The sequence below is a fragment of the Acidisoma cellulosilyticum genome (assembly GCF_020621385.1).
GTDB lineage: Bacteria > Pseudomonadota > Alphaproteobacteria > Acetobacterales > Acetobacteraceae > Acidisoma > Acidisoma cellulosilyticum.
The window spans coordinates 738,269-764,379 of the sequence record NZ_JAESVA010000002.1; the positions used below are offsets into that span (position 1 = coordinate 738,269).

The following is a 26,111-nucleotide window of genomic DNA, read 5'->3' on the forward strand; positions in this document are numbered from 1 at the left end:
ACCGGCATTGAAAATGGAAACGCTCGTTCTATCCGATGACGAATCCGGGTTGGATAAGGCCGCAGCCTTGTTGCGCGCCGGGAAGCTCGTCGCTTTTCCGACCGAGACCGTCTACGGCCTCGGCGCCGACGCGACCGATGCCGGTGCCGTGGCCGCTATCTACACGGCCAAGGACCGGCCGGGCTTCAACCCGCTGATCGCGCATTATGCAAATACGGAAGCGGCCTTCGCCGATGTCATCCCGACGCCGCTGGCCGAAACGCTCGCGGCGGCCTTCTGGCCGGGGCCGCTGACTTTGGTGCTGCCGCGCCGCCCCGATTGCCGGGTGGCGGAGATCACCGGCGCGGGGCTTGCCACCCAGGCCGTGCGCGTGCCGGCGCATCCCTTGGCCCATCGGCTGCTGACCGCCGTCGGCAAACCGGTCGCCGCCCCTTCCGCCAATCGCTCGGGCCGGGTCAGCCCGACGACGGCTGGCCATGTGCTGGACGGCCTGTCCGGCCGCATCGCAGCGGTGATCGACGGTGGCGCTTGCGCGGTCGGGCTGGAATCGACGGTCGTCGATCTCTCGGGCGACCGCCCGGCCTTGCTGCGGGCCGGCGGGATAACGGTTGAGATGCTGGCGGCCTATGCGCCGGATATCCTGGTGCCCGACAGCGCGGATCAGGCCGCACCACGCTCGCCCGGCCAATTGCTCGCCCATTACGCGCCGGAATTACCGCTCCGCCTGCAGGCCGAGACGGTTGGCGCCGACGAAGCCCTGCTCGCCTTCGGCCCGGCACTCACCGGGGCCGCTGCCGTCTTCAATCTCAGCGAGGGCAGCGACCTGACCGAGGCGGCAGCACGTCTTTTCGCCGGCCTGCGCATGCTCGACAAGCTCGGCCGCGCGCAGCATCTGCGCGGCATCGCCGCCATGGCCTTGCCGGAGCACGGGATTGGATGCGCGATCAACGATCGCCTGCGCCGGGCGGCGCACGGAGCCGGCGAAAGCGGGACGATGTCAGGGTGAACTACCCCAAATCTGAATCCTGCTCTCGATCAAAGGTTTAGAGACCGAATTCGGACTTTGGGCCGCAGCCGCCCAAAGTCATCGGGCACGGGGGAAATCGGCAGGAACCCATTGCCCACACGCGGCCCGCTCAGCATTATGCAGCCATGTGTCAATTGGATTCTGTTTGATGGATAGCGGCTTCGATTCGGAGGAAGGTCCGGACTTCGATTCCTTAGCCTATACCGTCATCGAACAGAGCGGGCTTTTCGACCTTGCCTGGTATTGTGGGGAATATAAGGCCGATCCCGCGACGGCGCTCCACTATTGGGCAAAGTCCGGCTGGCGCCAGGGACAGCAACCCAATTTCTATTTCGACACCGGCTGGTACCTGACCTATTACGCGGACGTCGCGTCCAGCGGCAATAATCCGCTTTTGCACTACATCCAATTCGGTGAACGCGAGGGGCGGCGTCCCTCGGAACATTTCGACCCGGCCTGGTACCGCGAGACCTTCCTTGTCCCCGCCAACGATCTTTGCCTCGCGCATTATCTGCGCGAGCGGCTGGGCGGCCGCGTCAACCCTAACCCCGATTTCGATACCGGCTTCTATCTCACCACCTATGCCGATGTCGCGACCGCCGGACTGGATGCCTTCATCCATTTCATGCAGATCGGGTTTCGGGAGGATCGCGATCCTTCCACCGATTTCGATACGGCCTTCTACCGCAGCCGCTACCTGCGCCTGCAGCCCGGGGTGAACCCGCTGCTGGACTATCAGCGGCGGCGGGACGAAACCGGGGTCTTTCCCAAGCGCCCCGTGAAGGAAGCGACTATTCCGGGGGAAATCGCGCGGTTCAGCCGTCCCGGCGAAGCCTTCGAGCCGTTCGAGCCGCTACCCGCCGGCACGCCGCTGCGCGCCCGGGCGCTGGCCTATTACCTGCCGCAATACCACCATATGCCGGAAAACGACGCCTGGTGGGGTCGCGGTTTTACCGAATGGACCAATCTGTCACGCGGGGCGCCGCGCTTCTCTGGCCATTATCAGCCGCGCACGCCAAGGGACCTCGGTCATTACACGCTCGACAATCCCGAGACTTTGCGACGCCAGATCGACATGGCGCAGGCGGCTGGCCTCGGCGGGTTCATTTTCTACTTCTACTGGTTCAACGGCCATCGGCTGATGGAAAAGCCGCTGGAGATGCTGCTCGCCGACCGCAGCCTCGACATGCCCTTCTGCCTGATGTGGGCGAACGAGAATTGGACGCGGCGTTGGGACGGGCATGACGAGGAAATCCTTATCAGCCAGGATTACCGGCAGAGCGAGGATGAGGAGCTGATCCGCACCTTCGGCCGGCATTTCGCCGATCCGCGCTATATCCGGCTGGAAGGCCGGCCCGTGCTGATGATCTATCGGCCCGGCCTGATACCCGACGCGCGGGCGACGATCGCCCGCTGGCGCGGTCTGTTCCAAAGACTGTGCAAGGAAAACCCGATTCTGGTGATGGGCCAGGGTTTTGACGCCATCGACCCGCGCGAATACGGGCTCGACGCTGCGATAGAATTCCCGCCGCATAAGCTCACCGCCAGCCTGCCCAAGATCAACGACAGCCTGGAATGGCTGGACATGGACGCGAAAAACCATGTCGTGAGCTATCAGGATACGGTCGCGGTTTCCTTGGCCGAACCACGGACGTCCTTTCCGCTGATCAAGACAGCGGTGCCGTCCTGGGACAATGACGCACGGCGCGAAGGTCGTGGCCTGCTGCTGCACGGCAGCACCCCGGCCGATTTCGGCGAATGGGTCTCTGCCCTCGTACGCGACGCCGAGGAGAACCCTGTCTTCGGCGAGCCCATCATCTGCATCAATGCCTGGAACGAATGGGCTGAAGGCGCCTATCTGGAGCCCGACCTGCATTTCGGCTCGGCCTATCTCAATGCCTTGTCCCGTGCGTTGAGCGCCGAGGCGCCCAGCATCGCCCATGGTAAAATCCTGCTGGTCGGGCATGACGGGCATCGCCACGGCGCGCAGACGCTGCTGCTGGCGATCGCGCAGCAGTTCAAGCACCGGCACGGCATTGCCGTCGAATTCCTGCTGCTGGAAGGCGGCCCGATGGTGCCGGACTATGACGCCTTGGCCCCGGTGACGGTGCTGACGCGCTCGGCCGATCTTACCGTCGAGGCGCAGAAATTCGCCGCGCGCGGCTTTCGGCGTGCCATCGTCAATACGGTCGCAGCCGGCGGGGCTTGTCCCGTGCTGGAAGAGGCCGAGATCGCGACGGTTCTGCTGGTGCATGAACTGCCCAGCCTGATCCGCGAAAAGAACCTGACCCAGCTGGCGCGCCGTGGCCTGATTGCCGCACGCCAGGTCATCTTCCCGGCGGCCGCGGTACGGGACGGCGTGCTGCGGCATCTGACCTTGGACGGTGAGGACTTTCTGCCCAAAACGCTGATCAAGCCACAGGGCATCTACCAGACTTTGCCCTATGACGCCGCGTCGCGTGCCGAGACGCGCAAGACCCTCGGCATTCCCGTCAAAGCGCCGCTGTTCATCGGCGTCGGCTATGCCGATATGCGCAAAGGCTTCGACCTGTTCCTGCAACTATGGCAGCGCCTGCAGACCGTCGCCCCGCGCGCGCATCTGGCCTGGGCCGGGAATATGGACCGCGAACTGGCGAGTTATTTCGAACCCGAGATCGCCGAGGCCGAGGCCAGCGGGCGCTTCCATCTATTAGGGTTCAGAAACGACGTCGAAGTGCTTTTTTCGACGGCGGATGTCTTCATTCTGACCTCCCGCGAGGACCCCTTCCCTTCAACCGCGCTGGAAGCGCTCAGTGCCGGCATTCCGATCGTCGCCTTCTCGGGCTCGGGCGGCGTGCCCGACCTTATCGCGGAGCATGACGCAGGCCGCGTCGTGCCGCGCGGCGATATCGCGGCGATGGCGGATGCGGCGGTCGCCCTCGCCGGCGCCAAGGAGGCTGACATCCGCGCGCGCCGCGCCCGGCTATCGGCCGTCGCCGAAAGCGACTTCAACTTCCAGCATTATACGCAGGTGCTGATCGACCTGATCGATCCCGATCTGCTCAGCCTCTCCGTCGCTGTACCAAACTACAATTATGCGCGGCATATGCCGGCGCGCCTGGAAACGATCTTCCAGCAATGGTGCCCGGTGCGAGAAATTCTGTTGCTCGACGATCGCTCGACCGATGACAGTATCGCGGTTGCGGACAGAACGGCGCTGGACGCCGACCGCGCCATCACCATCATCGCCAACAAGAAGAATTCCGGCTCCGTCTTCGCGCAATGGCGCCGGGCGGCCGAAGCCGCCAGCGGCGATTTCATCTGGATCGCGGAAGCAGATGACGAAAGCGACCCGCGCTTCCTCAGCCATGTCCTGCGCCGGCTGAAGGCCAATCCGGACAATGTCATGGCCTTCTGCGACAGTATCGCGATGGATCAGGACGGCACGATCCTCAGCGACAGCTACAAGGCCTATTACAATCGCGCCGCGCCGGGATTGCTGGAAGTGGATGGGGATTTCGCCGGGCGGGATTTCCTGCGCCGTTGCCTGGCCGAGCGTAATCTGATCCTGAATGTCAGCAGCGTGGTCTGGCGCCGTTCGGCGCTGCTGGCGGCCCTCGACCGCTGCGGCGACAAGCTGCGGGATTTCCGGGTCGCCGGGGACTGGTATCTTTATGCCGATATCCTCAGCCAGCCGGCCGCCCGCATCGCCTATGTCGCGGAACCGCTGAACCGCCACCGCCGGCATCAAAGCAGCGTCACGCATGCGCTGGACGGCCGCCGCCATGTCGATGAGATCGCGGAGGTGCAGACGTTCATCGCAAAGCGCCTCAAGCTCGACGCCCGCCTGAAGCGGCGGCAGGCGATCTATCTGGACGAAGTGACCGAGCAGCTCATCCTGCATTGAACCGATAACGGGGCCAGCGCCGGCCGGCTGCTCTGGACTGAGGTGAAACGATCTGATTTATGCGCCTTGTCTCTGGACAAAGAGAGACAGGCGCATAATGCTGTGCCTGACCGATCCAAAATCGGCAGACGTCCATAAGAAACGGCTAAAAGCCAAGACTATCCGTGAAAACACGTCCGAAGAGACAACCGGGGGAAACTTGACCATGACCATTCAGGCCACACGTCGGCATCTATTGCAGACAGCGGGTTTGGGCCTCGCCGCCATGCCGCTGATGGTAGCGCGACCAAGCTTCGCGCAGAGCGCGGGCAAGACCTACAAGATCGCGCTGTCCAATTCCTATATCGGCAATAAATGGCGCCTGGAGATGGAAAACGTCTTCAAAGCCGCGCTGCAGATGGACCCGTTCAAGACCGAGGTCGTCGGCTCGATCTACAATTCCGGCAATGACGTCAGCAAGCAGTCGCAGCAGATCTCGAATATGATCGCCGAGCGGGTCGATGCCATCGTCATGGATGCCGCCTCGCCCACCGCGTTGAACGGCATCATCCATCAGGCGACGTCACGCGGCATTCTGGTCGTGAGCTTCGACAGCGGTGTTACCGCGCCTTCCGCCATCAAGGTCAATATCAGCCAGTACGACCTCGGCAAGGGCTGGGCGGAGTGGATCGTCAAGCAGATCAACGGCAAGGGCAATGTCATCATGGTGACAGGCGTGGCCGGCACCGAGGTCGATCTGGACCGTAACAAGGGCGCCGACAGTGTCTGGGCGCAAAATCCCGGCATCAAGGTCGTCAACCGCTTCACCGGCATGTGGGATTCCTCCACCGCCGAGCGCAATACGGCTGCCGTACTGCCCTCCCTGCCGAAGATCGACGCGATCTGGTGCCAGGGCGGCACGGACGGCGTGCTGAAGGCCTTCATCTCCGCCAATCGTCCCTTGCCGCCGACCGCCGGCGAAGCCGAGAACGGTTTCCGCAAGATGATGCTGGGTATCGGCGGCCATACCGTCACCGGTTATTCCGCAGGCAGCCCGCCCTATCTGTCGCTGATGGCTTTGGAACTCGCCCGCCGCATCCTGAACGGCAGCTATCCGAAGAAGAATATCGACGTGCCCAACGTCTTCCTGTCGAACGCCGACCTGAAGCTCGGGGTAAATGTCTTCGCTGACCAGCCCGATAGTTTCTTCGATGACTTCACAGCCGGCGGCCCGACATCGCCGGTCGATATCTGCGCCCAGGCGGCGATCGACGGCAGCGCCTGCACCGATCAGAAACTCATCATCAATCTGCCGGCAGCCTGATCGTGACCATTGCCGCTGTCGAAGCGGTCGATATCGGCAAAGCCTATGGCGGTGTCGCGGCGCTGACGAAAGCGTCCTTCACCGCCAGCGCCGGCGAGGTTCATGCCCTCGTCGGTGAGAACGGCGCCGGCAAATCGACCTTGATCAAGATCATGGGCGGGCGCGTGCGGCCCGATACCGGGGAGATCCGCATCGGCGGCCAGGCGGTATCGCTCGCCGGGCCGCAAGCCGCCCATCAGCTCGGCGCCTGGACCGTGTTTCAGGAATTGACGCTGCTGCCCTGGATGACGGTCGCGGAAAACCTGTTGCTGCGGCAGGAACCCCGCGCTTTCGGCCTGATCGACCGGAAAGCGACGCTGCGTGACGCCGATGCGCTGCTCGCGCGTTTCGGCGTCATGCATATCGATCCCCGCGCCTTGGTCGAGGATATTTCGCTCGCCGAACGGCAGACGGTCGAAATCGTTCGCGCCGTCAGCCATGCGCCCAAAATCCTGTTTCTGGATGAGCCCACATCCTCGCTCGTGGAGCGGGAAGTGGAATGGCTGTTCGGCCAGATCAGACGGTTGCGGGAGCAAGGCTGCTGCATCGTCTTCACCTCTCACCGCTGGGCGGAAATCCGCAGCATCGCAGACCGTATCACGATCTTTCGCGGCGGTCAGGATGTCGGAACCTTCACGGATATCGATGAAGACGAGGCTGTCAGGTTGATGACCGGGCGGCGGGTCGAGGCGCTGTACCCGGCCATGTCCCCTGCCCCGGACGATGCGCCGGTGATGATGGAGGCGCGCGCGCTGTCCGGTCCCAATCTGCGTCAGGTCTCCTTCGCGCTGCGCCGTGGCGAGGTGCTGGGCGTCGGCGGTCTGGCCGGGCATGGCCATCGGGAGTTGTTCCGCACGGTCTTCGGTGACGCGCATGCCAGCGGCGGCACGCTCAGCGTGCAGGGAAAAGAAAAGAGGTTCCGTTCCCCGCGCGCGGCGATCGCCAGCGGCATCGCGCTGGTGCCGGAGGACCGCAAAAGCGAGGGCCTGCTGCTGCGCATGAGCGTGCGGGACAATGCGTCGCTCGCCATCCTCAAGCGCCTGACGCGCTTCGGCATTCTGAAGCCGCAGGAAGAACGCCGCGCGGCGCAGCATGTGGTCGACAGCTTGCGCGTGCGCACGGCGGGGATCGGGCTTGCCGTCGGCGCGCTATCGGGCGGCAATCAGCAGAAGGTGCTGCTCGGCCGCTGGCTGGAGACGGAGTGCCAGATTCTTCTTCTGTATGACGTGACCCGTGGCGTTGATGTCGCCACCAAGCATGAAATCTACGAGCTTGTCGTGGCCCTGGCCCGGGATGGCCATGCCATCCTGTTCTATTCCAGCGATGCCGAGGAGCTGGCCCATCTCTGCCACCGTGTCCTTGTCATGCGCGAAGGCGTGGTCGCGGCCGAACTGCGCGCCCCCGGCGTGACCGCCGAGGACATCGTCTCCGCCGCCGTGCGCGATCATCGTGCCGCCTGAGAAGATTTGAGCACCAAGATGCCCTTACCCGAAACAATATTGGCCGCGAGCGGCCCGCGCCGTTCGCGCCTGTCTCACGCGCTGACGCAGAATATCGGTCTCGCCCTTGTCGTCGCGCTGCTGATCGCCTGCGTCATTCTCTATTGCGTGCTCTATATCGTCACCCAGCATCGCCTGCCAGGCGGTTTCGAGCTGACCTCGACGCTGAACAATACCATGCCGCTGGCCTTCGCGGCGCTGGCGCAGACCTTGGTCGTGCTGACGCGCGGTATCGACCTCTCGGTCGGCGGTGTCATCGACCTTACCAATGCCGTCGCCGCGCTGACGCTGATGGGCGGTCCGGTTTCGACCACGCTTTGGACCATCGCCATCCTGGGCATCGGCGCGCTGTGCGGTCTGCTCAACGGCGTGCTGGTGGCCATCGGGCGGTTGCAGCCCATTCTGGTGACGCTGTCGACGCTGTCCATCTTCCAGGGCATCGCCATCCGCATCCTGCCGCAGCCGGGCGGCGCGATGCCGCCGGGCTTCACCGGTGTGCTCGCCAATCCGAATGTGCCGCTGTCGCTGATCTATATTCCGATCATCGGCATTCTATGGGCGATCTTCCGGCGCACGCCGCTGGGCGTCGCGGTCTTTGCCATCGGCAATGATGCGATGGCGGCCAGCAGCCACGGTATTTCCGTCAAGCGCACGACGATCCTCGCCTATATGCTGGGTGGCGTTGCCTCCGCCTGCGCGGGGCTGTTTCTGGCGGCGAATGCGACCGCCGGGGATGCCACGACCGGGGATACCTATACGCTGACCTCCATCGTCGCGGCCGTGCTGGGCGGCGTCAGCCTGTTCGGCGGGCGCGGCAGCGGGCTCGGCGCGCTGTTCGGCGCCTTCGTCACCGTCATGGTCGTGAACATCCTGTTCTTCGCCCATATCGATCCGCTCTATCAGACCTTCTACGAGGGTCTGTTTCTTCTCGCCGCGGTGATTGCCGCCAATGTCATCGGTCAGATCGTGAGGCGCCGGCGATGAGCGCGAGCCAAAAGCAGCCCTTCCTCAACAAGGAACGGCGCCGCATCCTTTACGCCTTCCTGGCCGGCATCGTGCTGTTCATCGTGGGCGAGATGGTGCGGCCGGGCTTCGCCAGCCCCAGCGGCATTCGCGCCATCCTGGTCGTGGCGTCCTTCGTCGGCATCGTCGCGGCCGGACAGACCTTCGTCATCCTGATCGGCGGGATCGACCTTTCCGTGCCCTGGGTGCTGAATGCCGGCGCCATCCTGATGGTGACGAGTTCGCTCGGCCATGATGCGCGGGCCATTCCCGCGCTGGCCCTGACACTCGGCATGGGGGCGGCGGTCGGTGCCCTGAACGGCGCGGGCGTCGCTTTGCTGGGCATTCCCGCCGTGGTCATGACGCTCGCCATGAACGGCATCATGCAGGGGCTGACGCTGGGCCTGTCGGGCGGCATGACCTGCACCAGTTGCGGCGCCTATGCCCCGCCCGTAGTGCAGGCGGCCGTGCATCAAAGCTTCCTCGGCCTGCCGATCGTGCTGTGGATCTGGATCGCCATCATCATCGTGGTGTCCTTCCTGCTCGCCATGACGCGGTTCGGACGGATGACCTACACGGTCGGTAATAATGCGCGGGCGAGCCACCTGGCCGGCATCCATGTCTCGGGCGTCACCATCGTGCTTTACGCGCTGAGCGGGTTCTTCTCGGCGCTCGCCGGCATCATGCTGGTGGGTTTCGGCGGTCAGGCGGCGCTCGGCATGGGCGACCCCTATCTGTTCCAGTCCATCGCGGCCGTCGTTATCGGCGGCGTGTATATCCTGGGCGGACGCGGGCATTACCTGGGCTCGGTCGCGGGTGCCATCAGCCTGACCGTGCTGGTCAGCGTGTTGCTGGCGTTCAACATGCCGGATTACGGCCGCAGCATCGTCTACGGCATCGTCATCCTGGCGCTGCTGCTGCTCTACGGACGGGAGGAAGACAGCGCCTGATGGGCGCGCGTCTTCGCGGGGACCGGCTTTGGCGATTGCGACCATTGCCGGTCGTCCTGCAGATAGTCGAACAGACGCTCCCGCTCCTGCGCCGATACCGGGCTCAGCCCCAGTATCTCCGACAGAGCCAGCCCCATGGCGGCAGACCAGCGGACGAGCGCGATCGTCGGGTCAGCGGCTTCGGCCTTCACGATCTCAATCCGCTTGGCGTCGTTCTCCCGGATGCCGGCAAGAAGCTCCGGCGAGTCCGCCATCGCCGTCGCGATGGCGAAGCTCGCCGATGTCGGGTGAGAGACAGCGATGCGGAAGGCCGCTATCTGGGCTGCCAGATGGCGTTCAGGTTGGTTAGACGCCATGCCATCCAGCAAGGATTGAATAAGAGCGGTGCCGCTTTCGATCTGATGCTCGAACAAGGCCTTCAGCACGGCCTCCTTCGTGCGGAAATGATGCAGCACGCCGCCCTTGCTGACACCGCTTTCCCGCGCGATGGCATCGATGGTCAGCTTGGTGGCACCGTCCCGCGTGACGATCGCCAATGCGGCGGCAATCGCGGCCTCGCGGGTTCGTTGGGAGCGTAGGGAATTCTCAACCATATTGCTCGTCTGTTCTGTCGGGGCGACAGGCTACGCCACCTGCCCCTACAAAAACAGTCCGCGCATCTTTTTTCTACCGAGAACAGTGGGCGCGGAGACGGAACTTATATCCCGTCGCGCGCTCGGGACGATCAGGCAATGTTCGCGAAAGCCTCCGCCTGGCGATAAAGCTTTGCGCGTGCGGCTTCCACTTCCGGTCCCTCCACCCGAAGGGGTGCCACGCCCAAGGCATCCATGATCAGCATGATGTCACGGGCCATAGACCCCCATGCCGGATGCAGATCCGTTGTCGGGCCGTCAGAGAAAGCGGCGCGGTCGCCGGTATCGAGATAGCTCTCACAGGGCAGGCCTTCAGCCAAAACCACATCATGCTGCTCAAGCTCGATATGGTAGTACATCAGGCTTCGCGGCGGCATCCGGCGCACGGTCTTGCCGTTGACCAGATGCTTGACGGGAATAAGCACGCCTTCCGCGAAGACGGCGTGGTCCGGGGAGAGAACAAGATCGCGATGAGGGCAGCCCTGGCCGAAAGCGTTGGCCGCAATGCGAACCGGCACGACCTTGTCCGGATCGGGGTGCCGATGGCAATCCACGCGCCGGGCACCGATCCAGCGGATGGCCTGCGGCGGACCGCCCGTGCCGGACACCAGGACATCCCCGACGCTCAGATCCTGGACGGGAACCTCACCGGAAAGTGTCAGGATATGCGTGCCGTGCGCGAAGCACTGGGTCTCCGTCTCATCAGCAAAGGCGAGCGTTTCGATGTTGCTCAACGTGTCGACGCCGGAAAACCCGCCGTCGATCGCGGTGACAATCAGCGTGCCGGCAGGCCCCTCGGCGACTGTGTAATCGGCGCGCAGCCCGAAGAACTCCACCGTGTCGCTGCCGCTGCCGCCCTCGATCACGTCATTTCCGGTGCCGGCTCTGAAGATGAGGTCGGCGGTTGAAGCGGACATGGAAACTCCGCCCACTGTCCCACCTGCCCCGCTGAGGGTCTCACTGCCGGAACCAGCCGCCAAGACGACCGCTCCACTGCCGGTTGCATACAACTGGTCGCCGCTCGCGGCGCCATTCAGCAAGGTCGCGGCGCCGGTCGCAGCGGTGCCGTCAGCGCCGGCAATCAGGACAGAATTGCCACCCAATCCAGCGTAGACGGTGCCAGGGCCTGTGCTCAGGGAAACCGTGTCCGATCCGGTGCCTGGCGCTAAGAAAAGCGGTTTCGCGGAATCGCTGGTTTCGTAAATAAAGAGGTTGGCCGAGCCCGGATTGATCGTCGCCTGACCGGTGCCGATATTGACCGAGTCGGTTCCGGTACCACTCATCGTGATATTGTCGTTGCCTTCGGAAGAGATCATCGAGCTGCCGCCGGACACCGAGATCGTGTTATTGCCCGTGCCTGCGTTGACTAGGGCATTCCCAAACACGAAAATCGTGTCATTCCCGGCGCCGGTATTGATCTGGTAATTGCCCGTCCCAGTCGTGGAGGTGGTGATCAGGTTTGGCCCGTCGCCTGCTACGATATAGTCGATGGTGTTTCCGTCCGGGGTGATGTCGGTATAGGTCAACCCACCACTGCCGGCGACGACAGTCTCGCCCGCGCCACCGCCAGTAATGCTCGTGAGGCCGCCTGTGATGACCACACCGACGTCCTGGGCGGGTATTTCAACTATTTCGGTGGGGGCCGTGTTGATAAAGACGATACCGCCAAAATCTGCCGGGGCAAACGGACCGGAGGTATAGTTTAGCGCCGTCAGGGTACCGTCCTCAAGGCCCGCACTGAGAGAACTCGCCAAAATGACTGCGTAAGGAGCGGAGTCATTCGACGAATAGGAGAGTATAGCAGTGGTACCTGCGCCCGAAACGGTCACGCTCGGCATTGGCATCTCCCGATCTTTACGTGTCAGGATTACCGAAAACTTAAAGCAAGTGCAACTCTGTACAGGTTCGAGACAAAATTAACGCGCTTTTGTGACTCGAACACCGCTGAAATTGCCTAACCGGTGAACGGGGACGGCGCGATCTCGCTTTTTCCCTCGATGCATTTCGGCTGGTGAAAGGCAGCGATTTGGGATGTCACCACACCAAGGCTGAAGCCGATGAACAGCGCCGTCGATGTCCAGAAAATGATCCTCAGCAAGGGGTGACGCGGAAGCGTGAACTCATCCGCCGCAGGTCCGGACAAGGTCATGGCTGCTGCATCTGCACGACCAAGGCGTCGCTCCCCTTGTCAATTCCCGTCTTTGCGGCGGCCAGAGCGCCAAAGGTCGGAAGCGGGTTGAAGGCATTCGGATATTGCTTCTCCTCATAGGCTTCGAGAAGCTTTCCATTTGATGCGTCACTGATTTCGACGGCGTACATCACCCAGCCCGTCATCAGCCCTTCCTTGCCGCGGATGGCCTGAATGCCGTTATAGAGGTTGCCGCCGATATCGAGATGCGCGACGCTGCTGATAACCGCTGCACTGCCGGCCGCCCCGGTCAGCGTCATCTTGATCCGAACCGTGCCGGGGATCGGATCATTGATCAGTGCGAAGCGCTTCGCGAGTGCCTTGGTCAGGGCTGTCTGCGTGTATCGTGCAAGCGCTTGGCGGTCCTGATCGCTCATCTTGCCGAATTGGTTGTCTGGTCCACCGTAAACCGCGACAGTCTCGATGACGGCATTGTGATACTGTGACCAGTCGACCGTTGTACGATACCGGAACGGCATCTTTCCCGAACCGTCCTGGTCGTTCGGTTTGAGATAGGAACTCGACGACAGGCCGGTATAAGCAGCCGGCTGTTGCCCGGCACAGCCCGCCAATACCAAGCATCCGACCACCGCCGGAAGCAAACGCCCAATAACCGTTTTCACTCTCTCGCTCCACATCTATCGCCAGGATTGACGCGCGAGCCGCGCTTGCCGCGCCGCCCCGCTCCGCCTCGGGTTCGATGCTTAGCTGGATAGTTACAAACCGTCTAGACGGTTTTATTTTAGAGCGTTATATCGGCTTGCGAGGTAAGAGGTGAACCGATGGCTGTTTCAGCCGATGCTCTGGAACTGCGAATGCTGGATGTCACTGCGCCCGAGGCGCAGGGGTCAGACCGGATCAGGAACGCCGCTCTCGGTCAGAGACTCTCTGACCTTCTGGCCATTCTGCTGTGGATCGTGATTTTCCTGCATCCCCTCGCGCTGATTGCGCTGTCGTTTTATTGGGGATTGCTATGAGCCCGCGGCACAGGGCCGCGGGCTCTAACTGATTCTAAATCAGTTGCTCGGCTGAACGTTCAACTGGCCGCGGATTTCGCCGCCCGGGAAAGCCTGGGTATGCAGATTGACGTAATACAGCCCACCCAGAAGCTGCGAGACCTGATCCAGCGTCAAATGCGCCTTCCCCATGAAGGGGCTGGGGAAAGGCGGCGTGAAGGGCACCACAACGCCCGCATCCATGCCCGGCGTCGCGGGGCCGTGGATATGGGCAGCGAGCACGGGGCCGGAAAGACCGGCGTAATCGACCTGCCAGCTTATGGTCTCGCTCGCGGGATCATAGGTCGCCGTGACATGGCCGATACCGGTCGGCGGGGCGCCCGTCACCGGCACCAGCTTCGCCGTCAGCGTCACCGGATCGGCATGGGCGACGGAGACGCCAGCCAGTCCCGCCACGGCAAAGGCCGCGACGGCGGCAAACGACAACAGCCCGCGCCGGCTGGATGAAACGATCGACTGCTTCATAGGATTTTCCTTGGTCTGAAACGGCAGGCTGTGAAACGCCAGAAACTCTTCATGGACCATCCTGCCATAGGGCGAGATGACAGGATGATTACCGGGAGTTTTTTTACGTCTAAGCAGCCTTACTGCCGAGGGCCGCGAAGATTTCGGTCAGCGCCGCGATCAGATCATCCATCATAGCCTCGGTATGCAGCGGGGTCGGCGTCAGCCGCAAACGCTCCGTGCCGCGCGGCACAGTCGGGTAATTGATCGGCGTCGCGTAATGGCCGTGACGCTCCAGCAGCAGGCGGCTGACTTCGCGGCAGAGATCGGCGTCCCGGATCATCAGCGGCACGATATGGCTGACGGACGGCATGCGCGGCAGCCCGGCCGCGTCCAGCTTGGCCTTCAGCCGCTCGGCATTGGCGAAGAGCGCGGCGCGGCGCGCATCGTCATGGCGGATGCGGCGGATGCTGGTCAAAGCCGCCCCCACCACCGATGGCGGCAGGGAGGTCGTGAAGATGAACCCAGGCGCGGTCGAGCGGATGAAGTCGATGATGACCGCATCGGCCGCGACATAGCCGCCATGGGCACCGAAAGCCTTGGCCAGCGTGCCCTCGATGATCGTCAGACGATGCGCGACACCGTCACGCTCGGACACGCCGCCGCCCGTCGGGCCATACATGCCGACGGCATGGACCTCATCGAGATAGGTCAGCGCGCCGTATTTCTCGGCAAGGTCGCAGATCGCGCCGATGGGGGCGATATCGGCGTCCATGGAATAGACGCTCTCGAAGGCAATGAGTTTCGGCGCATCGGCCGGCGCGGCCGCCAGCAGGTCTTCCAGGTGGGCCAGGTCATTGTGGCGGAAGACAAGACATTTTGCCGGGCTGTTCTTGATGCCCGCGATCATGGACGCGTGGTTCTTCTCGTCCGAGAAGCAGATGAAACCTGGCAGGCTGCGCAGAATGGCGTTCAGCGTCGCCTGGTTGGAGACGAACCCCGAGGTGAACAGCAGCGCGGCTTCCTTGCCGTGCAGGCTGGCAAGCTCGGCCTCCAGCGCATCATGCAAGGGCGAGGTGCCGCCGATATTGCGCGTGCCACCGGCCCCGGCGCCCAGATGCTCCAGCGCATCGCGAGCGCCGGCAATAACCTCGGGATCCACACCCATGCCGAGATAGTCATTGGCGGACCAGACCGTGACGGGCCGCGTCTCGCCATCCTGCGCCATGACATAGACAGGGAAGGTTGCGGCCTCGCGCTGCAGCGGGGTGAAGCGCCGATAGCGGCCCTGCGTCTTGATATCAGCCAGATGCGCCCGGCAATGGGTGATGAAATCAGTCATTCGGCAAATCTCCCGCAGCGCAGAATAAGCGCGTGGCGTCCTATCCGGACAACCGATCTGGGCGAATGCCAGCCGCCCCGCTTGCCCATAGCATAAGCGCCCTCAACCGGCGTGACTTAGATCAATCTGAGATCGATCCTCCGCCAATTTTCGTCTTGACCTGCCTATAGCCCACCTCGAACGCAGGTCTTACTTGCGCAGCGGAAAAAGGACGGGCAGCATGGCGCCTCTCGCGGTGCGTGAAGAACGGGGCCTAAGCGTCGATTAAGGCTCAGCCCAGCGTCCGCCTCTTGCCCTTGTCGTTTGGAGTTGCCCATGCCCGCACAGGCAAAGACCGTCACCGCTGGACGTCCTAAGACCAGCAGCCTGCCGCTGCCGCTGAAGGCCGTGGCGATCGGCCTCGGCGTCTGCCTCATCGCCGCCGCCGCCCATATTTCCATCCCCTTCTGGCCCGTGGCCATGACCATGCAGAGCGGCACCATCCTGCTGCTCTCCGCCGTCTATGGCAGCGGCCTCGCGGAAGCGACGCTGGCCGCCTATCTGGTCGCGGGCGCGCTCGGCCTGCCGGTCTTCGCCTCGGGCGCGGGCCTCGCCTATATGGTCGGGCCGACCGGCGGCTATCTGTTCGGCTTCCTCGCCGCCTCGGCGCTGATGGGCTTCTGTGCCTCGCGCGGCATCATGCGCGGCTGGCTCGGCACGATCGCGGCTTTCGCCGCCGGCATCGCCGTCATCTATGTCCCCGGCATCGCCTGGCTCGCGGTTCTGTTCGGCACGCAGAAGGCTTTGACCTTCGGCCTGGTGCCTTTCCTGCCGGCCGAAGCCACCAAGCTGGCTATGGCGGTTCTGCTCTACCGCTCGGGCCGGATGCTGCGCGCCGGCTAAGGCGCCGGCCAAAGGCCAATAAAAAAGCCGCGTCCGGGCATCCGGACGCGGCTTTTTCTATGGGGCTAGACTAAACAGGGAGACTGGGGCGATCGATGGGGCTCGAACCCACGGCATCCAAGACCACAACCTGGCGCTCTACCAACTGAGCTACGACCGCCACCCTGTCTCCGGCTGCCTTGATCTTGTCATCAAAGCGCCGAGGCCCGCCGTTTAGACCGATCAGTCCGCGGCCGTCAACGTCGCTTGCGCGGTATTCTGCCCCGCGCCGAAGTAGCGGGTCAGGCGCGCGATCGCCTCATCCAGCACGGCAGTCTGCTTGCAAAAGGCAAATCGCACGTGGTGGCGCGGTTTTTCGCCCGCGTAGAAGGCCGAAAGCGGTATGGCGACGACCCCGGCCTGCTCCGCCAGCTTCATGCAGAAGGCCGCGTCATCCCCGTCCGAATCGAGCGCCGCATAGTCGGCGAGCACGAAATAGCTGCCGCCGGAGGGCAGCATCTTGAAGCCGGCGGCGGTCAGCCCCGCCACCAGATGATCCCGCTGCGCCTGCAGATCGGCTGACAAACCCCTGAAATAGCTGTCGTCCTTGGCAAGACCCACGGCCACCGCCCGCTGCAGATTGGGCGCCGTGGTGAAGGTCAGATTCTGATGCGCCTTCGCGACCACGCCCATCAGGGCGGCAGGGCCGGTGACATAGCCGACCTTCCAGCCCGTCAGGCTGAAGGTCTTGCCGGCGGAGCCGATGCGCAGGCAGCGCTCCCGCATGCCCGGCAGGGTCATCAGCGGAATATGGCTCAGCCCGTCGAAGACAAGATGCTCATAGACCTCATCGCAGACCGCATAGGCATCGTGCTGCTGCAGCAGCCCGGCAATGAAGCCCAGTTCTTCGGCCGAAAACACCTTGCCGATCGGGTTCATCGGGCTGTTGAGCAGGATCGCCTTGGTGCGCGGCGTGAAGGCGGCGGCCAGTTCGGCGCGCGGCAGTTCCCATGCCGGAGGCGCCAATCGCACCAGCTTCGGCACGCCGCCAAGCAGTTTCACGACCGGCAGATAGGTGTCGTAAAGGGGTTCAATAAGGACGACCTCATCGCCCGGATCGATCAGCGCCATCAGCGAGGCGGTGATCGCCTCCGTCGCCCCGGAGGTCACGACAACCTCGCGGTCAGGGTCGATGTCGAGCCCGTAGAAGCGGGCATTGGCGGCGGCCACAGCCTGACGCAGCTCCGGCACACCCGTCAGCGGCGGATACTGGTTGCGCCCGTCCTGAAGGGCGGCCGCGGCGGCCGCGACGATATCGGCCGGGCCGTCGGTATCGGGAAAACCCTGGCCGAGGTTGATCGCCTGATGGCGAAGCGCCAAGGCGGACATGACCGTGAAAATCGTGGTCCCGGTATTGGCGAGCAGGCTATTGGCAGGCTTCACGTCAGAACTCCCTCAACGCCGCGCAATTTGGCGAAAACAACGCTCCGGGACAACTTATCCCGTCGCCGATCCGCCCTGCGATTATTTGTACACTTTGCGGGCAAACACTGCAGGCAATCGCCTAAACCGCAGGCTTTCCAAGCTTTCCTTCATGAAAAACACGTCAGACGCCGCGCTGCCAATTGCAGGCCAAGCCCGGGCGTGCGAGTTTGCGGCCGCATAGAAGGTGCCCGCGGGTGCTCTGGCCGCCGGTTTGCATGGGGCTTGAGTCCGCGCTGACCCGACCCGCTACGAGGATGCGATGAAGAAAATCGAGGCCGTTATCAAACCTTTCAAGCTGGACGAGGTGAAAGAGGCTCTGCACGAAGTCGGTTTGCAGGGTATCACTGTTGTCGAGGCGAAGGGTTTTGGCCGTCAGAAAGGCCATACGGAGCTCTACCGCGGCGCTGAATACGTCGTCGATTTCCTGCCCAAGGTTAAAATCGAACTCGTCTGCGAGGATAGCGTCGCTGAGCGTGCGGTTGAGGCGATCATGAACGCCGCCCGCACCGGCCGGATCGGCGACGGCAAGATCTTCATCAGCACGGTCGAGGAAGTGATTCGCATTCGGACGGGGGAACGCGGCGCGGACGCCGTGTAATTCCGGAAGACTTGCCGAAGCGGCCCTGCCTTCGCGCATGGCCAGGATCATCCGGTCTGTGTCACAGCAGACCACCACGCGTAAACAAGCATGAACGAGGATTTCAGGATGGCGAGTGAGTCCCTGACGGGTGTTCAGAAGGTCATGGAAATGATCAAGGAACACTCAGTCGAATATGTGGATCTGCGCTTCACCGATATGAAGGGCAAGTGGCAGCATACCGCTCAGCATGTCTCGACGATCGACGAGGATTCCTTCGTCGATGGTCTCATGTTCGACGGTTCGTCGATCGCCGGCTGGAAGGCGATCAACGAAAGCGACATGATCCTGATGCCGGACCCGGATACGGCCGTCATGGACCCCTTCACTGCCAAGCCGCAGTTAATCCTGTTCTGCGACATCGTGGAGCCGTCGACGGGTCTGGGCTATGCCCGCGATCCCCGCAGCATCGCCAAGCGCACCGAAGAATACCTGAAGGCGACCGGCCTGGGCGATACGCTGATCGTGGGCGCCGAAGCTGAATTCTTCATCTTCGACAGCGTCAAGTTCGGCACGGGCGGCAATTTCGGCACCTATCAGCTGGACAGCATCGAAGGCCCCGGCTCTTCGATGAAGGATTACCCGGAAGGCAATATGGGCCATCGCCCGGCCGTGAAGGGTGGCTATTTCCCGGTTTCCCCGGTTGACGGCGACGTCGACCTGCGCGCCGAGATGCTGTCGACCATGGGCGAGATGGGCCTCATCATCGAGAAGCACCATCACGAAGTCGCGCAGAGCCAGCACGAGCTCGGCACGCGTTTCGCGACGCTGACCAAGATGGCCGATGAGATGCAGATCTATAAATACTGCGTCCATAACGTCGCCCATAGCTACGGCAAGACAGCGACCTTCATGCCGAAGCCGATCTATGGCGATAACGGCTCGGGCATGCACACCCACCAGTCCATCTGGAAGGACGGCAAGCCGCTTTTCGCGGGCAACGGTTATGCCGATCTGTCCGAGATGTGCCTTTATTTCATCGGCGGCATCATCAAGCACGCGAAGGCCATCAACGCCTTCACGAACCCCTCGACCAATAGCTACAAGCGCCTGATCCCCGGCTTCGAAGCCCCCGTGCTGCTCGCCTATTCCGCGCGCAACCGGTCCGCTTCCTGCCGTATCCCCTACACGACCAGCCCGAAGGCCAAGCGCGTCGAAGTCCGCTTCCCGGATCCGACCGCGAACCCCTATCTCGCCTATTCGGCGATCGCGATGGCCGGCCTCGACGGCATCAAGAACAAGATCCACCCGGGCGACCCGATGGACAAGGATCTGTACGACCTGCCGCCGGAAGAGCTGAAGGAAATCCCGACCGTCTGCGGCAGCCTGCGCGAAGCGCTGGGTGCCCTGGCCGCCGACCACGAATTCCTTCTGCAGGGCGATGTTTTCTCCGAAGAAATGATCGAGAGCTACATCGAGCTGAAGTGGAAGGAAGTCTATCGCTTCGAACACACGCCGCACCCGGTCGAGTTCGAAATGTACTACTCCGCCTAAGCCTTCTCGGCCGGACCTGTCCGGCCGACCCCTCCTGGCTCAGACGAAAAAAGGGGCGCCCTTCACGGGGCGCCCCTTTTGCGTTTCAACCCGCTTGCAGATCGAAAACGGGTCTCGTCTCTCGGAAAATCAATCTTTTTTGGCGCTGCCCTTGGTCGGCTGCACCGGCGCCTGCTTGAAGGGTGACTGCGACGGTGCCAGCGTCTTCTTGTCAGCCTTGGGCTTCTTGGGCTCACGCCCGCCCTTGTCGCGACCTTTGGCCATGCTGCATCTCCTCGGCTGGTTTCTACTGCGTCGCCAACCTTGGCCTTCCACCTGCCGATCGAGGGGCGCGGCCAATGCTCTGCGCCAGCCATCAGCTGGAGTGCCAACCTCTCACATGGCAAGCAAAGACGCTATCCTTGTCAGCACACCCGCAGGCGGCACTTCAGGGCAGGTCGTCAATGCAAACGGGGACCCTTGAGGAGCTGGTGGCGGTCGACGGTCGCGATGGGCACGCGCAACTCCCGCTCATCGCGCTGCACGGACAGGACAAGCTTCGCCCCGGCCGGACCACGCACACGAACCGAGCGCCAGAGATGGGCGAGGCTAAGAATCTCCTCCCCTTCCACCGCCAGAACCTGATCCCCCTGGCGCAACCCCGCGAGATCGGCCGGCCCGCCATCCGCGACCCCGCCGATGAGCACGCGCTCCTCCTCCTCCATGGCATAGATGCCAAGCCAAGGTGAGCCAGGACGATTGACGCGACCGTAGCGGGTCATATCGCCGAAGACCGAATGCAACAGATCGATCGGCACGATCATATTCATGTCGAGCCGGTTTCCGCGCGCGTCATCCTGCTGCAGGCTGAGCGAACCGATACCGAGTAGCTTGGCGTCGCGGCTGATCAGCGCGGCGCCGCCCCAGAAGGGATGGGCCGGTGCCGTGAACAAGGCATCATCCAGCAGATATTCCCAATAGCCCGCAAATTCCTGACGGCCGACGATCCGCGTTTCGATCGCCATCCGGCGCCCGCCGGCCGAGGCAAAGATCGCCGGCTGCCCCAGTTCCACCTGGGCACTTTGACCAAGTTCCATGGCCTGAACCTTGAGCCGTCCCAGCGGCTGCACGAGACCGAAACCGGTCTCGGCATCATAGGCGAGCGCATGGCCCGGAATGAACTGGCCGTCGCTGGAGGAAATCCAGATCGTCTCCGCTTCCGCGATCAGATAGCCGATCGTCAGGATAAGACCGTCATCGCGGATGACGACGCCCGAACCCTCACGTTCCGTGCCGAGTGCCGAGGCCGTGAACGCGTCGGCCGGCGCGGTGACGCGCAGGCTCACGATTGCGGCCAGCGCGCTTTCCAGATCGAAGGCATAATGAGCCGGATCGGGCTGCAACTCGGCTGGGATCGAACTATCCTTAGGCATGATCGCGACTCCGGATAAGGCAAGTCAGGTCGTTCATATCGTCAAATCGCCCCGACGCGGCCAGCACGACAGGGCGCCCATCCCCCAGGATAGGCAAGCATGATGGTGCTCGCGCCGGCGCGCAACTCATGCCCGCGCGAGCGGAGCAGCGTCCGGGCCCGCGAGCACCTCTTTGAGCTTGCGGCCAAGCTCGGCCATGGTGAAGGGCTTGGAGAGAAGATGCACGCCCGGATCGATGATGCCGTTATGGACCACGGCATTGCGGGTATAGCCCGAAGCGTAGAGCACGCGCAGCCCCGGCCGGCGGCGGCAGGCTTCCTCGGCCAATTGGCGGCCATTCATCCCCGGCATCATCACGTCCGTCAGCAGGACCGCGATATCGGGATGCTCGTCCAGGAGAGCGAGCCCTTCGGCGCCGCTTCCTGCCTCCAGCACCTTATAGCCCAGCTCCCGCAAGGTCTCAGCCGTGACGACGCGCACCGGCGCCTCGTCATCCACGACCAAGACGATTGTCCCGGCTTCCGCCATCGGCATGGCCGTCTCGATCGGTGTTACGCCTGTTTGGCCCGGAGCATCCGCCGCGCGGTGGCGCGGGAGATAGACTTTCATCGTGGTGCCTTCGCCGATCTCGGAATAGATCTTGATATGGCCGTCCGATTGTTTGACGAAGCCATAGACCTGGGAAAGGCCAAGGCCGGTCCCCTGCCCCACGCCCTTGGTCGTAAAGAAGGGGTCGAAGGCGCGAGCGATCGTTGCCGCATTCATGCCGCTGCCCGTATCCGTGATGGCGATCAGAACATATTGTCCGGCCCGGCTTTCCGGATTGGTCGTGGCATAAGCCTCATCCAAATGCGCGTTCGAGGTTTCGATGGTCAGACGACCGCCGCCCGGCATGGCATCCCGCGCATTGATCGCGAGATTGAGCAGCGCATTCTCCAACTGGCTTGAATCGGCAAAAACCGGCCAAATCCCGCCGGCCAGCACCGTTTCCAACTGAATGGCACCGCCCATGGCATGGCGCAGCAATTCCGATGTGCTGCCGACGAACCGATTGACGTCAAGATGGCGTGGCGCCAGTGACTGCTGGCGCGAAAAGGCCAGCATGCGCTGCGTCACCGTGGCGGCATTGCCTGCCGCCTCCTCGGCCGCGTCGATATAGCGAAGAAGCCCGGTGTCGCCCCGCTCGTAACGACGTTTGAAGACGCTCAGACCACCGATGATAACCGTCAGCATGTTGTTCAGGTCATGGGCAAGACCGCCGGCCAGCTGACCGAGGGATTCCATTTTCTGGATCTGGCGTAGCTGGGTCTCGGCCTCTTCACGCTGTTGCGTCTGCAGCAGTATTTCCTGATTGGCGCGTTTGATCCCCTCCGCCGCCGCTGTCGTCTCCCCCAGGACGCGCAGAAGATACCAGATCGTCAAAGTTGCCGTCGCAAACAGAACAATCGATGTCCCGACAACAATTATGCGGAGAAGAGTTGCGTATTCCCTGAGCCGATGATGCAGCAAGGCGATCCTTGCATCTTCCCGAATCAAGACCTTGGCGATCTGGGCACGGATATCGTCCATCCGATCCTTGCCGAAATTGCTGCGCACGAGGTCGATCGCGCTTGCCTGATCGCCGGCCTTATACAGGGCAACCGTCGTGCTCAACTCCGTCATCTTCGCATTGATGGCCGATGAGAATTTGTCGAAGGTCAGCCGCTCCGCAGGTGTCGCGCTGAAATGTCGTTCGAACGCCGTGACATCCTGCGCAATTTTGCTGGCGGCATTCCTGTAGGGCAGCAGATATTCGGGATCGCCCGTCAGCAGATAGCCCCGCTGCCCGGTCTCGGCATCGACCAATGTCTGCAGCAGACTGACGAGATCCCATTTTCGCTGCTCGGCCGCGTCTATCCTCAGCCGCTCGCCATGCTCGACCTGCACAAAGGTGAAGGCGCCAAGCGTCATGACCAGAAGCAGGGCGAAAACCGATGTAATGGCCGCGATGCCGTAGCGGGCTTGCGTATGCGGGGGCTGAATCATGGATCTCGACGACAAACAAGGCTGCCGCGGGACTGCGGCGGATAAAGGCAAGACTAGACCGATTATAGGGGGAAGAAAGCGGCCGGGAAGATGCCCGCAGACCGCTTCCCCTCCGCCCGCCACGCTGGCCAGAGGATGATTGCCATAGGCAGGCAAAGCGAGCTAAAAGCCCGCGACTGGCCGGAGCCTGACAGGACCCGGCTGCCAGGATAGCCGGGTTAGCACAGTGGTAGTGCAGCGGTTTTGTAAACCGAAGGTCGGGGGTTCAAATCCCTCACCCGGCATACCCCCTCACGGAAAGCGGCGGATTACCTAGGTTTTCTGGGTTATCAGTGACTTAGACCGTCTCCTCTGGTATACATTGGGGATATACATTGGATGGTCACTGTGTCTGTTGCTGGCCTTTGGCGGCACCCGAAGACGGGTATATGGAAACTCCGTAAGCGGATTCCCAAGGCCTACGAGGCCGTTGCTGGCACGGGGCTGATAACCCATAGCTTGAGCACCACTGACAAAGCGGAGGCTCTGAAACGCTGGCCGTCCGCACTAAAGTGGTGGGAGGAGCGACAGGAGCGCTGGGGACAACAGATGTCCCTTGTGTCGCTGAGATCCGAGGACATTGAAGCGGTCGTCACGAAATGGCGCGAGTGGGCGCTATATGACCCCTCTGTGGATCGTTCGGACTTTCGCTCAGAAACCCTGACGAAGTCTGACACCGACCCTGGCCTGATGTATCCCTGGCCGCCCCAAGAGGTCATAGAGCGTCACGTTGCAAAGGCTCTGCAATTGTCCTGCATTGCCATCACTGACGAGTCTATGGAGCCCCTGGAACTGGCTATGGCTCGGGCGATATTACTCGAACGCGATTGGGAACGGCTGAACGGTTCAAAGCTCACCGCCCACTCAAGAGGGCACCGCACTCGACCGCTTCCCTTTCAGCCGGCTGAGCAGACGCTTACCCTGGATGACCTCTTCAAAGACTGGGAAGCGGTCACCACCGTAAAGGCAAGCACCAAGGCTGAGACCCGATACGCCATTGACGCTATGGCAACTGCGGTTGGTCACCGGGAGGCACGTAAGGTCACGCGCGATGACCTTCGGAGGTGGCGCGATGCCATCAAGGCCGGTGGAATCACCAATAATACGTGGAACAACCGCCTGTCACTTATTGGCCAAGTGTTCCGTGCTGCCGTGGAAGCGGGAAAGCTGACAACCAATCCAGCAGATAATGACCTTCGCCTGAAGAAAAGCAAGAATGCGGAGCGCCATCCTTACAGCGATGAGGACGCTGTGAAGATATTGGAAGCGGCACGCTTAGAGGCGCGCAAGTCTCGCCGCTGGGCTCCCTGGATCATGGCGTTCTCGGGCATGCGGGTAGCCGAGGCACTGCAATTTTCGGTGGGTGATATCAGGCAAGACAGGGAAACTAGCATATGGTTCTACGCAATCAACGAAGATGACCCCGGCAAGAGCGTGAAGAGCGGTCAGAGACGTCACGTCCCCATTCATCCAGCTGTCATTGCTGAGGGCCTGCTTTCACTTATTGAAGGGCGGGATAAAACCGAGGCCCTTTTTCCGGACAAGAAAGCCGATGCTCACGGCAATCGCGGTGGTAAGGGCTGGCAGGTGTTGGGTAGATGGGTTCGAGAAACCGTAGGGATCACCGACCCAAAGAAGGCCCCGAACCATTCGTGGCGGCATCGGATGGAAGACGAACTGCGAGCTGCCGAAATCCATGAGGAAGACCGGGACGCCATCGTGGGCCATGCAAGGAAGACGGTCGGGCGCTCTTATGGCGTTCGCGGCGTGGGGTTGCGGCGTCTTTACGCGGCAGTTGCCAAGGTCCCCAACCCCATGGTCATTAACCCTGCGGTTCGCGACGTCCTTGACGAAGACGCAAGTTGATGCAACTTCTGTGGTTATTAAAAAATCGGAATGAAACGATACTCAAGTTCATCCAAGTTAACGCGTGATGTCACGTAGCCCATGGATAGCTTCGCGAGACCTATCTCTCAAGTGGCTTGCTGTAGGCTCGGATAAAAGGACCGCACTTCAGCGACGTGAGATCAATCAGACTGGTCAAAACGCCGTGCCTATCAACGAATTCCTGCCCGCGAGCATCCTTGGTATCACACCCTAGGTAGCTTGTGTGTTGGGAGCGGACTATCTTTGTGGATTCTGCTTCCTATTCTGCTCAACCAAGGCATCAAAGCGCGCTTCGAGACGTTTGATGCTCTGCGGGAGATTGACGGACTGGGCAATGTTCACGAACGCACGAAGCAAGAATGCGGAATGGTATAGCCAGCCTACAAAGAAGAACAGCAGCAGTAGCTGGTCAAAGGTTGACGCCACGTAACCATGTAAACCCTTGGGTATCTTGAGGCCCAAGGCTGCAGAATTCAACAAGCCCGCATCGAGCAAGTTTGCAGAAATACTCTGTTCAATATCGACGATGAACATCATCACCGCGATTATCAGGAAGAACATCGCGTAGAAGCCAAACAGCATCGCTCGAGCGAACTCACCGCAGATCCGGGTGTTATTGTAGTGCGGTTCCGTCAGTTGCTTCCGCAGGTCTTCCAAACGGGCATGATGCTGATTTACCTTTTTGAGGCGGCTCCTAGTGGATCTCAGCGCCCATCGGTCGGACAGCCATGGCCCGGTCTTTGCCCAGACAACGGCCCAGACGAGGCCTAGAATTCCGAGGATAATGGCGACGAATAAGCCACCAATAACTTCATCTTGGAAATGCTTCTGGAAATAGGTGAGCAAGCCACAATCCCCTTCGGCCGAATCGGAACTACAATAACAGGGACCAGGCGAGCCATCCAGAGGCGTGAGGCACTACACCTAACCGTGGGACCGGCTC

The 26,111-nt window shown here is 62.2% G+C and carries 22 protein-coding genes and 2 tRNA genes; 12 read left to right on the forward strand and 12 right to left on the reverse strand.

The annotated features are described in order from the left end of the window. Window positions 1–13 precede the first annotated feature (13 nt). The 6 genes from ACELLULO517_RS08005 (at window position 14) to ACELLULO517_RS08030 (ending at window position 9,706) form a co-directional block, all read left to right on the forward strand. Window positions 14–1,006, forward strand: a complete 993-nt coding sequence (locus ACELLULO517_RS08005; RefSeq protein ID WP_227306772.1) for an L-threonylcarbamoyladenylate synthase — start codon at window positions 14–16, stop codon at window positions 1,004–1,006. Window positions 1,007–1,175: 169 nt separating this feature from the next. Next, a complete protein-coding gene (locus ACELLULO517_RS08010; RefSeq protein WP_227306773.1) occupies window positions 1,176–4,913 on the forward strand; it encodes a glycoside hydrolase family 99-like domain-containing protein in 3,738 nt (1,245 codons plus the stop codon). A gap of 205 nt (window positions 4,914–5,118) precedes the next feature. Beyond that, window positions 5,119–6,216 (forward strand): sugar ABC transporter substrate-binding protein, encoded by a 1,098-nt coding sequence (locus ACELLULO517_RS08015; RefSeq protein WP_227306774.1) that lies wholly within the window; start codon window positions 5,119–5,121, stop codon window positions 6,214–6,216. 2 nt (window positions 6,217–6,218) lie between these two features. Continuing rightward, on the forward strand, window positions 6,219–7,715 hold the full coding sequence (locus ACELLULO517_RS08020) for a sugar ABC transporter ATP-binding protein (protein WP_227306775.1): 1,497 nt from the start codon (window positions 6,219–6,221) through the stop codon (window positions 7,713–7,715). 18 nt (window positions 7,716–7,733) lie between these two features. Further along, on the forward strand, window positions 7,734–8,738 hold the full coding sequence (locus ACELLULO517_RS08025; RefSeq protein WP_227306776.1) for an ABC transporter permease: 1,005 nt from the start codon (window positions 7,734–7,736) through the stop codon (window positions 8,736–8,738). Then, complete coding sequence (locus ACELLULO517_RS08030; RefSeq protein ID WP_227306777.1) at window positions 8,735–9,706, forward strand: ABC transporter permease; 972 nt, start codon at window positions 8,735–8,737, stop codon at window positions 9,704–9,706. Before ACELLULO517_RS08025 ends, ACELLULO517_RS08030 begins: the two co-directional genes overlap by 4 nt. Here the strand turns inward: ACELLULO517_RS08030 and ACELLULO517_RS08035 are convergent. The 4 genes from ACELLULO517_RS08035 to ACELLULO517_RS08050 all read right to left on the reverse strand — a co-directional run bounded on the left by ACELLULO517_RS08035 (window position 9,679) and on the right by ACELLULO517_RS08050 (window position 13,149). Beyond that, on the reverse strand, window positions 9,679–10,299 hold the full coding sequence (locus ACELLULO517_RS08035) for a TetR/AcrR family transcriptional regulator (protein WP_227306778.1): 621 nt from the start codon (window positions 10,297–10,299) through the stop codon (window positions 9,679–9,681). The genes ACELLULO517_RS08030 and ACELLULO517_RS08035 overlap by 28 nt on opposite strands. A gap of 131 nt (window positions 10,300–10,430) precedes the next feature. Further along, window positions 10,431–12,092 (reverse strand): Hint domain-containing protein, encoded by a 1,662-nt coding sequence (locus ACELLULO517_RS08040; protein WP_227306779.1) that lies wholly within the window; start codon window positions 12,090–12,092, stop codon window positions 10,431–10,433. A gap of 200 nt (window positions 12,093–12,292) precedes the next feature. After that, window positions 12,293–12,487, reverse strand: a complete 195-nt coding sequence (locus ACELLULO517_RS08045) for a hypothetical protein (protein ID WP_227306780.1) — start codon at window positions 12,485–12,487, stop codon at window positions 12,293–12,295. After that, window positions 12,484–13,149, reverse strand: a complete 666-nt coding sequence (locus ACELLULO517_RS08050; protein WP_227306781.1) for a DUF3313 domain-containing protein — start codon at window positions 13,147–13,149, stop codon at window positions 12,484–12,486. The genes ACELLULO517_RS08045 and ACELLULO517_RS08050 overlap by 4 nt, the downstream gene beginning before the upstream one ends. A gap of 159 nt (window positions 13,150–13,308) precedes the next feature. Between ACELLULO517_RS08050 and ACELLULO517_RS08055 the strand changes: the two genes are divergently transcribed. Next, window positions 13,309–13,503, forward strand: coding sequence for a hypothetical protein (locus tag ACELLULO517_RS08055; RefSeq protein ID WP_227306782.1), 195 nt, complete (start codon window positions 13,309–13,311; stop codon window positions 13,501–13,503). Window positions 13,504–13,542: 39 nt separating this feature from the next. On the opposite strand, the gene ACELLULO517_RS08060 is transcribed toward ACELLULO517_RS08055, so the two are convergent. Together ACELLULO517_RS08060 and hemA are read right to left on the reverse strand one after the other, a co-directional pair. Continuing rightward, window positions 13,543–14,007, reverse strand: coding sequence for a CHRD domain-containing protein (locus ACELLULO517_RS08060; RefSeq protein WP_227306783.1), 465 nt, complete (start codon window positions 14,005–14,007; stop codon window positions 13,543–13,545). 109 nt (window positions 14,008–14,116) lie between these two features. Next, on the reverse strand, window positions 14,117–15,328 hold the full coding sequence (gene hemA / locus ACELLULO517_RS08065) for a 5-aminolevulinate synthase (protein WP_227306784.1): 1,212 nt from the start codon (window positions 15,326–15,328) through the stop codon (window positions 14,117–14,119). Between the two features lie 315 nt (window positions 15,329–15,643). Between hemA and ACELLULO517_RS08070 the strand changes: the two genes are divergently transcribed. Continuing rightward, the gene (locus ACELLULO517_RS08070; RefSeq protein ID WP_227306785.1) at window positions 15,644–16,210 is read left to right on the forward strand and encodes a biotin transporter BioY; all 567 of its coding nucleotides are present in this window, start codon (window positions 15,644–15,646) and stop codon (window positions 16,208–16,210) included. Window positions 16,211–16,294: 84 nt separating this feature from the next. On the opposite strand, the gene ACELLULO517_RS08075 is transcribed toward ACELLULO517_RS08070, so the two are convergent. Together ACELLULO517_RS08075 and ACELLULO517_RS08080 are read right to left on the reverse strand one after the other, a co-directional pair. Next, a tRNA-His gene (locus ACELLULO517_RS08075) sits at window positions 16,295–16,370 on the reverse strand. 62 nt (window positions 16,371–16,432) lie between these two features. Beyond that, entirely contained in the window at window positions 16,433–17,632 is a 1,200-nt protein-coding gene (locus tag ACELLULO517_RS08080; protein ID WP_227306786.1) for an aminotransferase, read from the reverse strand. Window positions 17,633–17,933: 301 nt separating this feature from the next. On the opposite strand from ACELLULO517_RS08080, the gene ACELLULO517_RS08085 reads away from it, so the two are divergent. Together ACELLULO517_RS08085 and glnA are read left to right on the forward strand one after the other, a co-directional pair. Next, entirely contained in the window at window positions 17,934–18,272 is a 339-nt protein-coding gene (locus ACELLULO517_RS08085) for a P-II family nitrogen regulator (RefSeq protein ID WP_227306787.1), read from the forward strand. 108 nt (window positions 18,273–18,380) lie between these two features. Beyond that, entirely contained in the window at window positions 18,381–19,805 is a 1,425-nt protein-coding gene (gene glnA / locus ACELLULO517_RS08090) for a type I glutamate--ammonia ligase (RefSeq protein WP_227306788.1), read from the forward strand. A 129-nt stretch (window positions 19,806–19,934) separates the two neighbouring features. On the opposite strand, the gene ACELLULO517_RS28595 is transcribed toward glnA, so the two are convergent. From ACELLULO517_RS28595 to ACELLULO517_RS08100, 3 genes are all read right to left on the reverse strand, one after another. Continuing rightward, window positions 19,935–20,069 (reverse strand): hypothetical protein, encoded by a 135-nt coding sequence (locus ACELLULO517_RS28595; RefSeq protein ID WP_264481375.1) that lies wholly within the window; start codon window positions 20,067–20,069, stop codon window positions 19,935–19,937. Window positions 20,070–20,245: 176 nt separating this feature from the next. Then, window positions 20,246–21,217, reverse strand: coding sequence for a S1C family serine protease (locus tag ACELLULO517_RS08095; RefSeq protein ID WP_227306789.1), 972 nt, complete (start codon window positions 21,215–21,217; stop codon window positions 20,246–20,248). 126 nt (window positions 21,218–21,343) lie between these two features. Continuing rightward, on the reverse strand, window positions 21,344–23,242 hold the full coding sequence (locus tag ACELLULO517_RS08100; RefSeq protein ID WP_227306790.1) for a CHASE3 domain-containing protein: 1,899 nt from the start codon (window positions 23,240–23,242) through the stop codon (window positions 21,344–21,346). A 212-nt stretch (window positions 23,243–23,454) separates the two neighbouring features. On the opposite strand from ACELLULO517_RS08100, the gene ACELLULO517_RS08105 reads away from it, so the two are divergent. Both ACELLULO517_RS08105 and ACELLULO517_RS08110 read left to right on the forward strand, forming a co-directional pair. After that, window positions 23,455–23,526 (forward strand) — tRNA-Thr (locus ACELLULO517_RS08105). 214 nt (window positions 23,527–23,740) lie between these two features. Then, the gene (locus ACELLULO517_RS08110) at window positions 23,741–25,147 is read left to right on the forward strand and encodes a site-specific integrase (protein ID WP_227306791.1); all 1,407 of its coding nucleotides are present in this window, start codon (window positions 23,741–23,743) and stop codon (window positions 25,145–25,147) included. Window positions 25,148–25,405: 258 nt separating this feature from the next. Here ACELLULO517_RS08110 and ACELLULO517_RS08115 read toward each other — a convergent pair whose 3' ends face one another. Next, complete coding sequence (locus tag ACELLULO517_RS08115; RefSeq protein WP_227306792.1) at window positions 25,406–26,014, reverse strand: hypothetical protein; 609 nt, start codon at window positions 26,012–26,014, stop codon at window positions 25,406–25,408. Window positions 26,015–26,111: the final 97 nt, after the last annotated feature.

Excerpts from the sequence above, each read along its gene's own strand:
- ACELLULO517_RS08025 (WP_227306776.1), top strand. The coding sequence starts at position 7,734 with ATGCCCTTACCCGAAACAATATTGGCCGCGAGCGGCCCGCGCCGTTCG.
- ACELLULO517_RS08095 (WP_227306789.1), bottom strand. The coding sequence starts at position 21,217 with ATGCCTAAGGATAGTTCGATCCCAGCCGAGTTGCAGCCCGATCCGGCT.
- ACELLULO517_RS08015 (WP_227306774.1), top strand. The coding sequence starts at position 5,119 with ATGACCATTCAGGCCACACGTCGGCATCTATTGCAGACAGCGGGTTTG.
- ACELLULO517_RS08045 (WP_227306780.1), bottom strand. The coding sequence starts at position 12,487 with ATGACCTTGTCCGGACCTGCGGCGGATGAGTTCACGCTTCCGCGTCAC.
- ACELLULO517_RS08070 (WP_227306785.1), top strand. The coding sequence starts at position 15,644 with ATGCCCGCACAGGCAAAGACCGTCACCGCTGGACGTCCTAAGACCAGC.
- ACELLULO517_RS08060 (WP_227306783.1), bottom strand. The coding sequence starts at position 14,007 with ATGAAGCAGTCGATCGTTTCATCCAGCCGGCGCGGGCTGTTGTCGTTT.
- ACELLULO517_RS08035 (WP_227306778.1), bottom strand. The coding sequence starts at position 10,299 with ATGGTTGAGAATTCCCTACGCTCCCAACGAACCCGCGAGGCCGCGATT.
- ACELLULO517_RS08010 (WP_227306773.1), top strand. The coding sequence starts at position 1,176 with ATGGATAGCGGCTTCGATTCGGAGGAAGGTCCGGACTTCGATTCCTTA.
- ACELLULO517_RS08100 (WP_227306790.1), bottom strand. The coding sequence starts at position 23,242 with ATGATTCAGCCCCCGCATACGCAAGCCCGCTACGGCATCGCGGCCATT.
- glnA (WP_227306788.1), top strand. The coding sequence starts at position 18,381 with ATGGCGAGTGAGTCCCTGACGGGTGTTCAGAAGGTCATGGAAATGATC.
- ACELLULO517_RS08030 (WP_227306777.1), top strand. The coding sequence starts at position 8,735 with ATGAGCGCGAGCCAAAAGCAGCCCTTCCTCAACAAGGAACGGCGCCGC.
- ACELLULO517_RS08005 (WP_227306772.1), top strand. The coding sequence starts at position 14 with ATGGAAACGCTCGTTCTATCCGATGACGAATCCGGGTTGGATAAGGCC.
- ACELLULO517_RS28595 (WP_264481375.1), bottom strand. The coding sequence starts at position 20,069 with ATGGCCAAAGGTCGCGACAAGGGCGGGCGTGAGCCCAAGAAGCCCAAG.
- hemA (WP_227306784.1), bottom strand. The coding sequence starts at position 15,328 with ATGACTGATTTCATCACCCATTGCCGGGCGCATCTGGCTGATATCAAG.
- ACELLULO517_RS08085 (WP_227306787.1), top strand. The coding sequence starts at position 17,934 with ATGAAGAAAATCGAGGCCGTTATCAAACCTTTCAAGCTGGACGAGGTG.
- ACELLULO517_RS08055 (WP_227306782.1), top strand. The coding sequence starts at position 13,309 with ATGGCTGTTTCAGCCGATGCTCTGGAACTGCGAATGCTGGATGTCACT.